Source organism: Bacillus infantis (assembly GCF_008180445.1).
GTDB lineage: Bacteria > Bacillota > Bacilli > Bacillales > Cytobacillaceae > Bacillus_AB > Bacillus_AB infantis_B.
Genome location: NZ_VTER01000010.1, coordinates 70,003 through 82,642, shown reverse-complemented (window position 1 = coordinate 82,642; position 12,640 = coordinate 70,003). Strand labels below are relative to the sequence as shown.

Below are 12,640 nucleotides of genomic sequence, written 5' to 3'. Positions count from 1 at the left end.
AAGGCATTTAATGTGTCTCCTCATCTCGTCACGGGTTATTAACTTATCCCTAGTGTAAATTCAAATGAAAACGTTGTCAACATAATTCGACAATTTTCTGAAGAGTATTATATTCCAAAAAGGAGTTGCTTTCACCATAAATCCCGATTGGAGGTCGTGACGGCAGATGCCCCGTTATTCAAAGCACTTTGAATATCCTCTTCGGTACGGATGAGTCCCCCTGCAATCAGCGGAATATCTGTTTTCTCATGAATTTCTTCCATGATGCCCGGGATGATGCCGGGCAGGACCTCAATATAATCCGGTTTGACCTTGCGGCTGATCCTGACATTATGCTCCAGTACATGGCTGTCCAGTGCAAAAAGCCTTTGAATCGCAACCACATGATGCTTTTTCGCCAGGGAAATCACATTGACCCTTGTAGAAACGATGCCATCCACCTTCACATTATTGATGAGATACTCAATCCCATACTCGTCCACCTTAAGCCCTTGCACGAGATCGGCATGCACAAACACCTTCTTCCCGCTCTGTTTCGCATACTTGACCACACTTTCGATCTGCGACAGGCGCGTCTCCAGAAGAATGATATGCTCATGATCCCTCTTCAACACATGCTCAAAATCTTTCATATTCCGAATAGCCGGGATTATGCCAGTAAACAATAGATCACATCCAGTTTATGTTAGTAGAAGTCTGTTAGGTACATTCTGCGGGTTTCGGCAGGATTTAGCAATAGCCTAACACCTGACATATCTCCTCTTAAAACCAAGCCGTCCTCTATCTACTTCTTTCTGCAGATTTTCGTATGGATTCAGCAGACTGGGCTTTTTCTTTTCCTGCTTCATTTCTATTACACCAACTTCCTGTGCGGTCCCGAGCGCCTTTTCATGCTGCGGCAAATAGGAAAGCCCGACAGTGTATATGAAGTTGCTCATAGATGATTTTGTTCTTTCCGGCGCGTCATGGATCGACTTTTTCGCAAGATCAAGCATACTGGAAATCTTCTCTTCCTCAAATTCATGGTCCTTCCGGTTCCCCAGCAGCCAGCAGTAACAGCTCCAGCCTGCCGACATCTTCAGCTCATCGCCGCTGGCAATCCATTTGTCCGCAACTTCCTGTGCGATATCTGACTCTGACAGCGTGACTGCCACCACATAGTCGGAAAGCATATAGAAATACGCAGATTCGATCCAGCGGTCATAATCAGCCTCCGTCATACCATTCGGATCTGCAATGATGCCGGCAAAATACATGGCATCATAGTTTCCTGTCGCATAGAGTTCTTCGGCTAAATTCTGATCGATCTTTATTTTCTTCGCCATCGGCTTCATGGCACCTGTCGCGACGCCAAAGAGAGGCTCATGGGCGCCGTTGGACAGGTATATTTTCTTTGTCCGTTCCTTGCCCAGGGCTTCAAGCTCCTGCATGACTGTTTTGAAATCCATCTATTACACATCCTTCCATGTTCTAATCATTTATAGCTCTATTTTAGCATTCCTGCATAGCTTATAATCCGGGTAAAAATAAAAAATACGAGGCAAAACCTCTCCCATATTGGCAGGCTTTACCTCGTTCCTATTTATTAAACCTTTGACCTTGTTAATCGGGGCAGCAGCCTGCGTAAATGGCCTTTATCCCGGTTTTCAATGACAATGCCCTTCAAACTATGATCATCAGCAGCCCAAAACCGACAATCCAGATCATCGGTACTGAATTAAAGATGATGGCAAGCGTTTTATTGCGCCCGCGAAGCACCCAGCCCAGGATGGAGCACACAATAACAGCAACAGGATACAGGCTGATGCCTATAACAAACATACTGTTCCCAAGGGCTATCCCATTGTCAAAACTCATAAATGACAGCCCCCAGATAGGGAACCAGGGAATAAGGCAAATAACATAAATGAGCTGGCTGATTTATCAGAAATATCTTCATAATGATCTCCCTTGTACTGGCTTTAATGTGCAGTAAATATAATCCGTTGATATCTAATTTGTAAATCCATTGCCCTATATACCTTATATTCATATGGAGGCTTTATTAGCACTAAGCCCTCTGTTCCATTTTACTGACTATATTGAAAAAAGCCTATCAAAAAAAGAAAACTGCGGCAGGTTCTCTTTTGCACTGCTGTCATTAAAAAACTGCTTCCTTTCCTATCATTCTCTGATTCGCTTCAAAGGTTTCCTTTCTGAATAGGCTCAAAATAAAAAGAGGCTTCACCAGCGTCTGCTCAACGATTGGAAAGCCTCTAAGCGTTGTATCTTCTTTTTAATCTCATCCAAAAACCTCTGTAAATAATCTCAAATGTTTCTCCCTTGTATCTGTGAACCCCTCAATCACCTATTCGGAGCTGAGATGCCACTAATGCAGCTTTTTCACTTCAGCTGCTTCCCCTCAATCGGCCGGTCAAACACAAAGACAGTCATGGCGATATCTTCTTTAATATTGATATCGGAAAACAGCCTGATCACTCTGGCGTCCATCAGGTTTTCAAATTTTAATTGGACTTCCGGCTTTTTGTAGATTTCTTTTACAAATCTTGTTCTTGTTTCATGGACCATATCTTCCCCTTGTGCCGAAGTGATCATGAACTTTTCCACATTGGTCAGATTCCCTCTCATTTCACTGACGGCCCAGGAACCAATGAACTTGGTGGTAATTTCCTTGGGTCCATTTCCAACGTATTCTTTTCGGATTTCACGGACAAGCATACTGAATTGATGTTCCAGATTCTTCGCCATGATCTGCCCCTCCTGATACACATTAGTTTGTTTTAAAAAAGGAAACCCATTCATTTTAAAATGAATGGGCCGGGATTCAGGCTTAGTCTTTTAAGCCTTCCCCCATACCTTTTAATAGATTGAATCCAAATCCGAGCACACGGTTGATGTCAGGATCTTTTAAGGCCTTCATTAAGTCAAAGACTCCGATTTTGCTGTCTTCTTTTAATCCCTGCTCAGCCTTTTTCATTCCTGCTATCAAGCTTTTTGACAGCTTGGCTGTTGTCTCTGGATCAAGCTGGGTAAGGATGCCTCCTGCTGCCATCGCATTATTGATCATGTTCGTGACAGGCTCGCGTGTGAGCTGGCCGATTGCAGCATGTGCAGCATGCTCTTTTGCCTTCAGGAGGCTTCCGGCAGCATCCAGTATCCCGCTGTCATGCAATTCCTGCAAGAGAGCCAATGTCTCAAGCAGTGAATCTTTATTTTCCGCAATCCCGGAGAGAAGATTCTCCAGGGATTGCTGCTTCAATTGTTCTTCTGTCAGTTCTGTCTTTTGAATGACGCTTATCGGTTTTGCCATCGGGCATTCCTCCTGTCATAGGTACCAGGACTGATATGTTCGTTGACACTCGCAATCGGAACATAATCTCCGCGTTCCCACTTGCGGTAAATTTCAAGACCCATTTGCGGTGTGCGTTCCGCATAGCGGGGATTGTACTTCGGAAGAGGATTCTCTCCATTCAGCTGGAGGATCTCCATCCGCACCTTCACTTGCTTGTAGGCAGGTGTATGTGTGACAACGTCAACCGCACCGCCGGTCAGGAGGTTGACCGCACTTTCATGGCTTGAGGAGTGCATCGGCACATAGACCGTTTTTCCAACAACGCGATCGGTTACAAGGACCGGCAGCTTGATCGCACCATATGGCGAGATCAGGCGGACAAGTGAACCATCCTCTACGCCGCGTTCTTTTGCAAGCTCCGGAGATACCTCCACGAACACTTTAGGGAATTTATAGTTCAGCCCCTCTGATTTATGAGTCATGTTTCCTTCATGGAAATGTTCAAGCAATCGTCCATTATCAAGTGATAGATCGAATTCATCCGGGAACACCATTGGCGGTACATAATCGAACAATCCGAAGCGTGCTTTTTTATCAGGGAAGTTAAAGCCGTCCTGGAAAAGAAGCGGTGTGTTCGATCCATCCTGAGATCCCCAGTGGAAGCTGTTCCAGCCTTCAAGAACTTCATAGCTGCACTGGCTGAAGAATGGAGTCAGACTCGCCATTTCGTCAAAAATCTCGCTTGGGTGAGAGTAGTTCCAGTCATAGCCCATCTTTTTAGCCAGCTGAGTCAGGATCCACCAGTCCGGTTTGCTGTCGCCCATAGGCTCTAATGCCTTGTATAGACGCTGAACGCGGCGTTCAGTATTTGTGAATGTCCCATCTTTTTCAAGAGAAGGAGCACCCGGCAGAATCACATCAGCGAATTGGGCTGTAGTAGTCAGGAAGATTTCCTGCACCACGAGGAAATCCAGCTTCGCGAGCATTGCCTGTGTATGGTTAGAGTCTGCATCAACCCATGCCATGTCTTCACCGGCAACGAACATTGCCTTTAGATTGCCTTTGTCCACTTCACCAAGCATTTCAATATTATCAAGGCCTGGGTTTTCAGGCAGTTCTACGCCCCAGGCTTTCTCGAATTTTTCGCGTAATTCTTTATTTGTCACAGGCTGATAGCCAGGGAAGATATTAGGCATTGTTCCCATATCGGCAGCACCCTGAACATTATTATGTCCGCGCAGCGGGTAAGCGCCGGCGTTCGGACGCATCATGTTTCCAGTGGCCAGAAGCATGTTCGCAATGGCAACTGAAGTGTGGGAGCCGGCGATATTCTGTGTAACGCCCATTCCCCAGCAGACGACTGTTCCATCAGCGTCACGGATCATCTCAGCCATTTCTTTTAAGGTGGCAACAGAAATGCCTGTAATGCTTTCAGCTTCTTCAAGCGTATAAGACTCGATCATGCTCAAGAATTCATCATACTGATTCACATGTTCTGTAATGAATTTCGCATCATGCCATCCCTGGTCAATCATATACTTTGTGACAGCGGAAAGCCATACAAAGTCTGTACCCTGCTTTGGACGGACAAACAAGTCGGCACGGTCACCCATTTCATGCCTGCGCACATCCACTGTGATCAACTTCTGGCCATGGAGCTTCTGCGCGCGCTTGATGCGTGTCGCAAGGACCGGATGTCCTTCTGCCGGAGCACAGCCTACTAAGATGACAAGCCCTGCACCAGCAATATCCTGGATCGTTCCGGAGTCGCCGCCGATGCCTCCTGTCTGCTGCAGTCCCCATGACGCAGGAGATTGGCAGTAGCGGGAGCAGTTGTCGACATTATGTGTGCCGAACACCTGGCGTGCCATCTTCTGGATCAGATAGTTTTCTTCATTCGTGATCTTAGATGAAGAAATGAAACCTAATGCATCGCTTCCGTAAGTATCTTTAATTTCTCCGAGGTTTTTGGCCACAACAGAAAGAGCTTCATCCCAGCTCGCTTCAACAAAGACATCGCCTTTACGGATCAATGGTGAAGTGATTCGTTCCTGGGAATTGACAAAGTCCCACCCGAACTTGCCTTTCACACAAGTGGAAACGCTGTTGACCGGTGCATTCTCAGATGGTTCAATTTTAAGGATTTCACGGTCTTTTGTCCAAACTTCGAATGAACAGCCGACACCGCAGAAAGTACAAACGGTTTTTGTTTTCTCGATTTTCGTTTCACGCATCGCTGCTTCTACTTCTGAAACGGCCATGATGGTTTGATAATCCGGTTCAACTGCTTTAACAAGGTCGATCATTGGTGTAAGCAGGTCATCAGACATGCTTGTCATGAAGCCTGCGTTTCCAAGCATTGATTTTTCCATCAATGCGTTACAAGGACAGACAGATACACATTGGCCGCAGGATACACAAGAGGATTCGTTGATGCTTTTTCCTCCGTCCCATAATACGCGCGGCTGCCCTGTTTCCCAATCAATTGTCAGTGTTTCGTTTACCTGAAGATCCTGGCAGGTTTCAACACAGCGCCCGCAAAGAATACATTGGTCAGGGTCATAGCGGTAAAACGGGTGAGACATATCGACTTCATAGCCCTTGGAGCGATGCGGACGTGTCTGGTGTTCAATCCCCATCATTTCTGCCGTATTATGTACACGGCAGTTACCATTGTTGTTGTCACATACAGTACAGTACAGCAGATGGTTTTCCAGAATGCGGTCCATTGCTTCTTCCTGAGCGCCTTTGGCGATTTCAGAAGATGTGGCAATGTCCATCCCGTCTTCCACAACCGTAGAGCATGCACGCATCAGATTCCCATTCACTTCACACATACATGTATCACAGCTCTGTACCGGTCCAAGAACCTCCGAATAGCATATATGCGGATGTTCAATTTCCTGCTGCATCAAATAATCTAAAATACGAGTTCCTTCTTCAACCTGGTGTGCTGTTCCGTTGATCAGAACATTCACTTTTTCCCCCACGGTAAAGCCTCCTTAGTAAAAAAACAAATCTATCCAAAAAACAAGAGTAATTATCAGCTGACTTTCTTAATACTTGATTTTGCTCTCATAGACGATTGAAGAGAATCTTTATGAACCATCCAATAAGCCAATGCTACGAAGACTCCTCCGCCAATGCCATTTCCAATGGCAACCGGTACAAAGTTTGCTGCATAATCAGCCCATGTGAAGCTCCCTGCAAAGATGGCTGCAGGAATGATAAACATATTGGCTACAACGTGCTGGAAGCCGATGGCAACAAACGCCATGATCGGGAACCAGATCGCAAGAATCTTGCCGCCGATATCATCTGCTCCAAAAGCAAGCCAGATGCCTAAACAAACGAGCCAGTTACAGCCAACAGCGGAAATTAAAGTCGGCCAGAATGCCTGGTCTATTTTCGCTCCTGCAACTGCAATCGTTTTAGTCAGGAATGCACCTGTTTCCGTCATTCCAACAACATGTCCAAAGAAATAAGCGACAAAGATTGAACCAATAAAATTACTAACCAGAACCAGCAGCCAATTCCTGCCCAGCTGCTTAAACGTCGCTCGCTTTGCCATCACAGCCAGCGGCAGTGCCATCATATTGCCTGTCAGCAATTCTCCGCCGGCAATAATGATCAGCATCAGCCCTACCGGGAACACGGCTCCGCCAATAAGCGAGCTGAAAGTGCCCCATTCATGCGGCAGATCAGCAACAACCCGGATATATAATAAGAAACCTAAAGAAATAAAAGCTCCACCTAAAAATCCTAAAATGAGTGTGTGCGCCGGCCGCATGGCAGCCTTCTTCACCCCAGCTTCAACCGCCATTTCGGCAATCTGCTGTGAACTATGAAATGCCATATTTCTTCCCCCAATTATTGTCTTTATGGTCCACAATACATAAGGCATAAGGCTGCCTCTTAGGACCATCTCTCTAGAACCAGCCTGCCGTATTAAAGGCATATGAACGAGAACACAAAAAAAGCCCACTATAAAAAGGCCCCATGCTTTTGCATGTACCATTTTTACAGTGGGCTGAAAGCTCAGCATTATGTAATACCAGCAAACCTTCCCGCTTCATACGAAATGAAAGAACAGGATGTACAGTCAATGTTAATTAACTAACATCAATGAACTTTTCATCCTCTATAACTTTTTAAGTTTATCATAGATTCTTCGATTTGCGAATAGTTCTTGAACTTTTTTACAGGGGATACTGTCTTTAAAGTATCTTTAGGTAAACGATGACTCTGCTGGTTCCTCTATTCGTTGTTGTGTTCCTAATGAGGGCTGATGGTTTCCGCTCCAGACACTTCGCTTTCCGCGGGGCGGAGTTGAGCCTCCTCGCGCTTACGCGCTGCGGGGTCTCAACATTTCCGCTGCAATCCCGCAGGAGTCTGCATGTCTTCCGCTCCAACCATCAGCGGTTTTTTAATGTAATTTTCGGTTTTAACCTTAAAGGAGTAATCCAAGAAGTTAATAATGCATAAGATCCTAATTTTATAGTCTTTAACCAATGATGATCTGCACAGCAGATACAGATGAAAAGGTGAGGGGGCTGGACTCTTATATCTTGTCCAGCAATTTTCAAGTATAATGAACCATATCTGAACATGCATACAATATTTCTTAAAGAGAATTCTATCCATATGAAGAAAAAACAAAAAAACGGGGTTAAATAATGAGTAAAAGTTTTGCGGATTATCATTTAAGCGAAGAAATACTAAGATCACTGGGTGTGTTAAAATACGAAACTCCAACAGAGGTACAAAGCAAGGTCATTCCATTGGCAATGGAAAAGCAGGATCTTGTGGTGAAGGCTCAAACCGGAAGCGGGAAGACTGCCTCCTTCGGCATCCCGGTCTGCGATATGCTGGAATGGGAGGAAAAAAGCCCGCAGGCCTTGATTCTTACCCCAACAAGGGAGCTCGCCGTTCAGGTTCGTGAAGATATTACGAATATCGGCAGGTTCAAACGCATCAAAGCAGCGGCCGTCTACGGAAAAGAACCTTTTACAAAGCAAAAGGAAGAATTGAAGCAAAAAACGCATGTGGTCGTTGGGACGCCTGGACGGGTCATGGACCATATCGACCGGGAAACGCTTGTTTTGGACCAGATTAAGTATCTGATCATTGACGAAGCGGATGAGATGCTGAATAGAGGATTCATCGATGAAGTGGAAGCCATCATTAAAGAGCTCCCTTCAGACCGGGTGACCATGGTTTTTTCTGCTACCCTTCCTAAAGATGTTGAAGCGCTTTGCCATAAATATATGAAAGACCCTGTTCATGTTGAGATTGAATCAACCGGGGTAACCGCTGAGACGATCGAACACTTCCTAATGGAAGTGAAGCAGGAAGATAAGGTTTCGCTCCTTAAAGACATCACAGTTACAGAAAATCCGGACAGCTGCCTCATTTTCTGCCGGACCAAAGAACATGTTGATACCGTGTACACTGAACTGGATGGTGCTGGCTATTCATGTGAGAGGCTCCATGGCGGACTGGAGCAGGAAGACCGGTTTGCGGTTATGGAAGGCTTCAAAATGGGGAACTACCGCTATCTTGTGGCCACCGATGTAGCCGCCAGAGGGATTGATATTGATAACGTAAGCCTTGTCATTAACTATGATGTCCCGATGGAAAAAGAAAGCTATGTCCACCGCACAGGAAGAACCGGCCGTGCCGGAAACAAAGGGAAGGCCATTACATTTGCTACTCCTTTTGAAGAGAAATTCCTTAGAGCGATTGAACGGTACATCGGCTTTGAGATCCCTGTCATTGAAGCGCCAAGCCAGCAGGATGTGGCTGCCGGAAAAGCTGCCTTCGAAGAAAAAATCAGCGGCAGGCGGGTCGTCAGAAATAATAAGACAGCCCGAATCAATCAGGATATCATGAAGCTTCACTTTACCGGCGGCAAAAAGAAAAAAATCCGCGCCGTTGATTTTGTCGGAACCATCGCCAAAATCCCTGGAGTCACAGCAGAAGATATCGGCATCATCACCATCCATGATCAAATGTCATATGTTGACATTCTGAATGGGAAAGGATCACTGGTTTTGCAGGCTATGGAGAATGCGACGGTTAAGGGGAAGAAGTTGAAGGTTAGTAAGGCGATTAAGTAAGAGCCAAGGGGACAGACCCCTTGGCTCTTTTTTCCCCTACTTATAATCATTAATCGGCCCCTGATCCATCAATACCTCTACCATATTTGAAGCTCCCATCACTAGTTTAGGCCTATACTCAGAGTTGGGTGCACTATATAGCTCCAATGGACTTATAATCACTCCATCGTCGGTATTATGGAGTATTCCGGGCACACAGGTATAGATCGTGTCATTATTATTCGCATTCTTGGAGGAAATGGTAACGGATGTTCCGCTGTGGTTATCAATACTCATGGATACCTTGTATCTGTAGAATGACCCCGTTCCATTTGACTGAGCAGAATATACGACAGGAACCACTGCCAGAATATCATTGGTCAGCCTCAATTTAATGACTTCTTTCTTTGTGGATCCGCTGAATCTTCCTACATCCCCCATATGCTCTACAGCTCCATTGCCAAACCTCTTTAGTGGCGGTGTCCCCTGGGCCCCGAACATGGCCACATCTATCTGCCTGCCATTCTTTGTATAAACTAGAGCATAGATATCATAGTCCGTCCCTGTCTTCCAGGAGACTGTCGCCGTAATTTCAGGTGTTTTCTCAATTAACACCGGCTTTTGGCCTTTATCGAGATTTATTTTCCCTTTTGCTTTTTCAAGGCTAATCGGCGGCAGAGTATTTAAGCTGCTTTTCTTTTCAGGGACTGCTTGCGTATTAGCAGGTTCTTTGAAGGCTTGTTTTTCAACAGCTTGAGGTACAGGAGTCTGTTTTTGCTCCTCTGCTTCAACCTCAACACCGTAAAGTTTACATAAACCTTCAAGACCTGAATCGAATCCCCTCCATACTGATTTTGCCTTTGTCTGGCCGTTTCTTACATACAACTCCAGTACTACTATTCCATTTTCATTTTTAAAAACAGATGGGACAAATTGAATCAAATCAGCGCCTGCACTGATCTCTGCCTTTAAATTCCTCACATTTGAAAAACCGGAATGATTATCTTCAGTTAGCGTGATGGCTATTTTAGCAATATCTGCAGGCAGTCTGCTCATATCAAACTCAAGTTTATGTACCTTTGTCTGGCCCATATTCACAGACGGAATAAGAGCAGCCGCTCCAGACAGACTTTTCGGCTGATTATAAAAAATGATCCCGCTGTCTCCCTGTACCTTGCCTGAATCAGTCAGCAGGAAAGCGGTTAAGGAAATATCTATCATATTGGACATTTCGTAGCTGACAGTAACAGTTCCTTTTGGAGAACTCAAAACTGCATTTGCTCCCATCTGAAGCAATGAATTCATATAAACCAACCCTTCTCATAAATGCATTGATTATGTTTTTGAAAGTCGAAATCAAGCAAACTTGTGGACTAGTAATCTGGTAATCACAGCATTAGGTTATTATTTTTTCTTTTTCAGCTCTAGAAGTATAGGTGCTATATTCAGCAAAATAGAAATAATAGTCAAAACCCACAACGCCTTTTCCATAGTAGGTACAACATCCATTAAAGCCGGCCAATCTTCACCGTTCACCCAATTAGATACAGCGCTGTATTCTGCACAGAGTGTCAAAGCAGTAAGTGATAATCCCATTGCCATTGCAAGTTTGTAATCTTTGCCTGTCATATACATATAAAGATTTATAAAGGCTGCTGCTATGGCAGCAACTCCTAGTATAAACCACATTGATTATACCTCCATCCTATTTTAGAAGAATATGTATCATAATCTTTCTGTTAAATTCTTCCTCTGATTTGCAAAAGCTCTTCATCTATTCTAGCAAATAAATTCTTTTTTTTCAGAAAAATTCACGTCATGCCAACCAAGAGGTCTTGCTGCAACAAAAACAGGGACACCAATCCATTTGCGGATTGTGTCCCCGTAAACTTTATTATTTAACGTATTCTTTCCAAGTTTCGAAACAGGCAGTTGAGAAACCTGCCTTCCCCCATCATTCTTCAACCAGGCAGACTTTAAACAATTCATCCTTCTCGGTTTTGGTGAGTGCAGCCGTTTCTACTTGTTCTTTCAGATAATCTGCGAACTTATCAAGGCTTTTGCGTATTGCCGGGCCGCATCCTGAGCCGATTTCTTCAAGCGCTTTGAAAATCGCCTGCATGACTGAAAAATCATCTTTCCCGTAGTGGCTGATCTGCCTGAAGGAGGTATTCAAAAGATCTTCAAATGGCCGATGCGGAATGATAACCCTCATTCTTCCTTCATCATCAGAGATGGCTTTAACCTCCCCATTTAAATGGCTGGCTGCAGACAGGCAGACACTTAAATAATTGATGCACTGGATGGCTGTATTGGGATCATTGATTCCCGGTGATACCGCCCTCAAGGCCACCTCAGCAATTTTTTGCATGCCAAATTCCACATCACTATAAGTGGTCCGCTCTGTCCCTACGATAACAGCATCCTCAAGGCCTTCCGGAATTTCTTCCTGATTGTGGACACAAAGAAGATCATGTTTTTCCGTGACAAAATGGCCGATTGGCTTGAGGACCTCAATGATGCTTCCCTGTTCAGCAGCATGCTGCAGCAGTTTGTCTTCATCAATATACTGAATATAGCCAAACCGTTTGGCCTTTAAAGCTTTTGCTTCAATGACAACCGATGGCCGGACCTGCAGCAGGGATACACAGTCATCCTCCTCATACCTTTCTTTTTCCTTCTTAATCATATCCAGTGCATCGTCCGCAAGCCTCTTAATCAGCTTGCCGACCTGAATGGATGTGGCGACATGGTAGATGAAATAGGCAAAGAATGCGAGGCATATGAACGCAATGATTATGCCAATAGAAGCAGATGCCACCGTATTACCAAAGGATTCTCTTATAAACAGCAGTGTAAATATACAATAAACAAATCCGCCAATAAAGACTCCCAGCACCCTCATCGTCACCGGATCCTGAATGAAATTCTCCAGCGTCCTCGGCGAAAATTGAGAAGAATATGTAGTTAACACAACCATGGTGGTAGAAAAGGTAATGGTCGTCATCGTCAATAACGAGCCGGCTATTGTTCCGAGAATCGTTTTCCCCAGATCCAGCCCCACCAGAAAGATCTCTGGATAAAATTCGTTCAAATAATAATCAACATATACCACACCGATCGCAAGAATCAACGCCACGATCGTATACACAGCCGGAATGAACCATGTACCATTCTTAACTTTAAATAAGAACTGCTTAAACAATCCCCTCCCCCTTTCTTTGGTGCTTTTTTTGTTTTTGCCCTAAAA

At 44.8% G+C, this 12,640-nt stretch carries 11 protein-coding genes; 1 reads left to right on the top strand and 10 read right to left on the bottom strand.

What is annotated here, in order from left to right; all coding sequences use genetic code 11:
• Positions 1-131: 131 nt before the first annotated feature.
• The 7 genes from FZD51_RS18875 to FZD51_RS18845 form a co-directional block, all read right to left on the bottom strand.
• On the bottom strand, positions 132-665 hold the full coding sequence (locus FZD51_RS18875) for a glycerol-3-phosphate responsive antiterminator (protein WP_148976180.1): 534 nt from the start codon (positions 663-665) through the stop codon (positions 132-134).
• Between the two features lie 75 nt (positions 666-740).
• The gene (locus tag FZD51_RS18870; protein ID WP_148976179.1) at positions 741-1,448 is read right to left on the bottom strand and encodes a DNA alkylation repair protein; all 708 of its coding nucleotides are present in this window, start codon (positions 1,446-1,448) and stop codon (positions 741-743) included.
• A 214-nt stretch (positions 1,449-1,662) separates the two neighbouring features.
• A complete protein-coding gene (locus tag FZD51_RS26705; protein WP_262380992.1) occupies positions 1,663-1,857 on the bottom strand; it encodes a hypothetical protein in 195 nt (64 codons plus the stop codon).
• A 525-nt stretch (positions 1,858-2,382) separates the two neighbouring features.
• Entirely contained in the window at positions 2,383-2,748 is a 366-nt protein-coding gene (locus FZD51_RS18860) for a Na-translocating system protein MpsC family protein (protein ID WP_148976177.1), read from the bottom strand.
• Between the two features lie 82 nt (positions 2,749-2,830).
• Positions 2,831-3,310, bottom strand: a complete 480-nt coding sequence (locus FZD51_RS18855) for a helical membrane plugin domain-containing protein (RefSeq protein WP_148976176.1) — start codon at positions 3,308-3,310, stop codon at positions 2,831-2,833.
• Positions 3,295-6,282 (bottom strand): formate dehydrogenase subunit alpha, encoded by a 2,988-nt coding sequence (gene fdhF / locus FZD51_RS18850; RefSeq protein ID WP_148976175.1) that lies wholly within the window; start codon positions 6,280-6,282, stop codon positions 3,295-3,297. Before fdhF ends, FZD51_RS18855 begins: the two co-directional genes overlap by 16 nt.
• 53 nt (positions 6,283-6,335) lie before the next feature.
• Positions 6,336-7,148: a formate/nitrite transporter family protein gene (locus FZD51_RS18845; protein ID WP_187445826.1), complete on the bottom strand. Its 813-nt coding sequence runs from the start codon at positions 7,146-7,148 to the stop codon at positions 6,336-6,338.
• An 820-nt stretch (positions 7,149-7,968) separates the two neighbouring features.
• Here FZD51_RS18845 and FZD51_RS18835 point away from each other — a divergent pair.
• Positions 7,969-9,411, top strand: a complete 1,443-nt coding sequence (locus FZD51_RS18835) for a DEAD/DEAH box helicase (RefSeq protein ID WP_187445825.1) — start codon at positions 7,969-7,971, stop codon at positions 9,409-9,411.
• 36 nt (positions 9,412-9,447) lie between these two features.
• On the opposite strand, the gene FZD51_RS18830 is transcribed toward FZD51_RS18835, so the two are convergent.
• The 3 genes from FZD51_RS18830 to FZD51_RS18820 all read right to left on the bottom strand — a co-directional run bounded on the left by FZD51_RS18830 (position 9,448) and on the right by FZD51_RS18820 (position 12,595).
• Entirely contained in the window at positions 9,448-10,695 is a 1,248-nt protein-coding gene (locus FZD51_RS18830) for a TerD family protein (RefSeq protein WP_148976172.1), read from the bottom strand.
• Between the two features lie 99 nt (positions 10,696-10,794).
• Positions 10,795-11,079 carry a hypothetical protein gene (locus FZD51_RS18825; RefSeq protein ID WP_148976171.1) on the bottom strand — a complete coding sequence of 95 codons (285 nt, stop codon included), beginning with the start codon at positions 11,077-11,079 and terminating at the stop codon, positions 10,795-10,797.
• Between the two features lie 265 nt (positions 11,080-11,344).
• Positions 11,345-12,595 (bottom strand): DUF2254 domain-containing protein, encoded by a 1,251-nt coding sequence (locus FZD51_RS18820; RefSeq protein WP_148976170.1) that lies wholly within the window; start codon positions 12,593-12,595, stop codon positions 11,345-11,347.
• Between the last annotated feature and the right edge of the window lie 45 nt (positions 12,596-12,640).

Excerpts from the sequence above, each read along its gene's own strand:
- FZD51_RS18870 (WP_148976179.1), bottom strand. The coding sequence starts at position 1,448 with ATGGATTTCAAAACAGTCATGCAGGAGCTTGAAGCCCTGGGCAAGGAA.
- FZD51_RS26705 (WP_262380992.1), bottom strand. The coding sequence starts at position 1,857 with ATGAGTTTTGACAATGGGATAGCCCTTGGGAACAGTATGTTTGTTATA.
- FZD51_RS18860 (WP_148976177.1), bottom strand. The coding sequence starts at position 2,748 with ATGGCGAAGAATCTGGAACATCAATTCAGTATGCTTGTCCGTGAAATC.
- FZD51_RS18855 (WP_148976176.1), bottom strand. The coding sequence starts at position 3,310 with ATGGCAAAACCGATAAGCGTCATTCAAAAGACAGAACTGACAGAAGAA.
- FZD51_RS18845 (WP_187445826.1), bottom strand. The coding sequence starts at position 7,148 with ATGGCATTTCATAGTTCACAGCAGATTGCCGAAATGGCGGTTGAAGCT.
- FZD51_RS18835 (WP_187445825.1), top strand. The coding sequence starts at position 7,969 with ATGAGTAAAAGTTTTGCGGATTATCATTTAAGCGAAGAAATACTAAGA.
- FZD51_RS18830 (WP_148976172.1), bottom strand. The coding sequence starts at position 10,695 with ATGAATTCATTGCTTCAGATGGGAGCAAATGCAGTTTTGAGTTCTCCA.
- FZD51_RS18825 (WP_148976171.1), bottom strand. The coding sequence starts at position 11,079 with ATGTGGTTTATACTAGGAGTTGCTGCCATAGCAGCAGCCTTTATAAAT.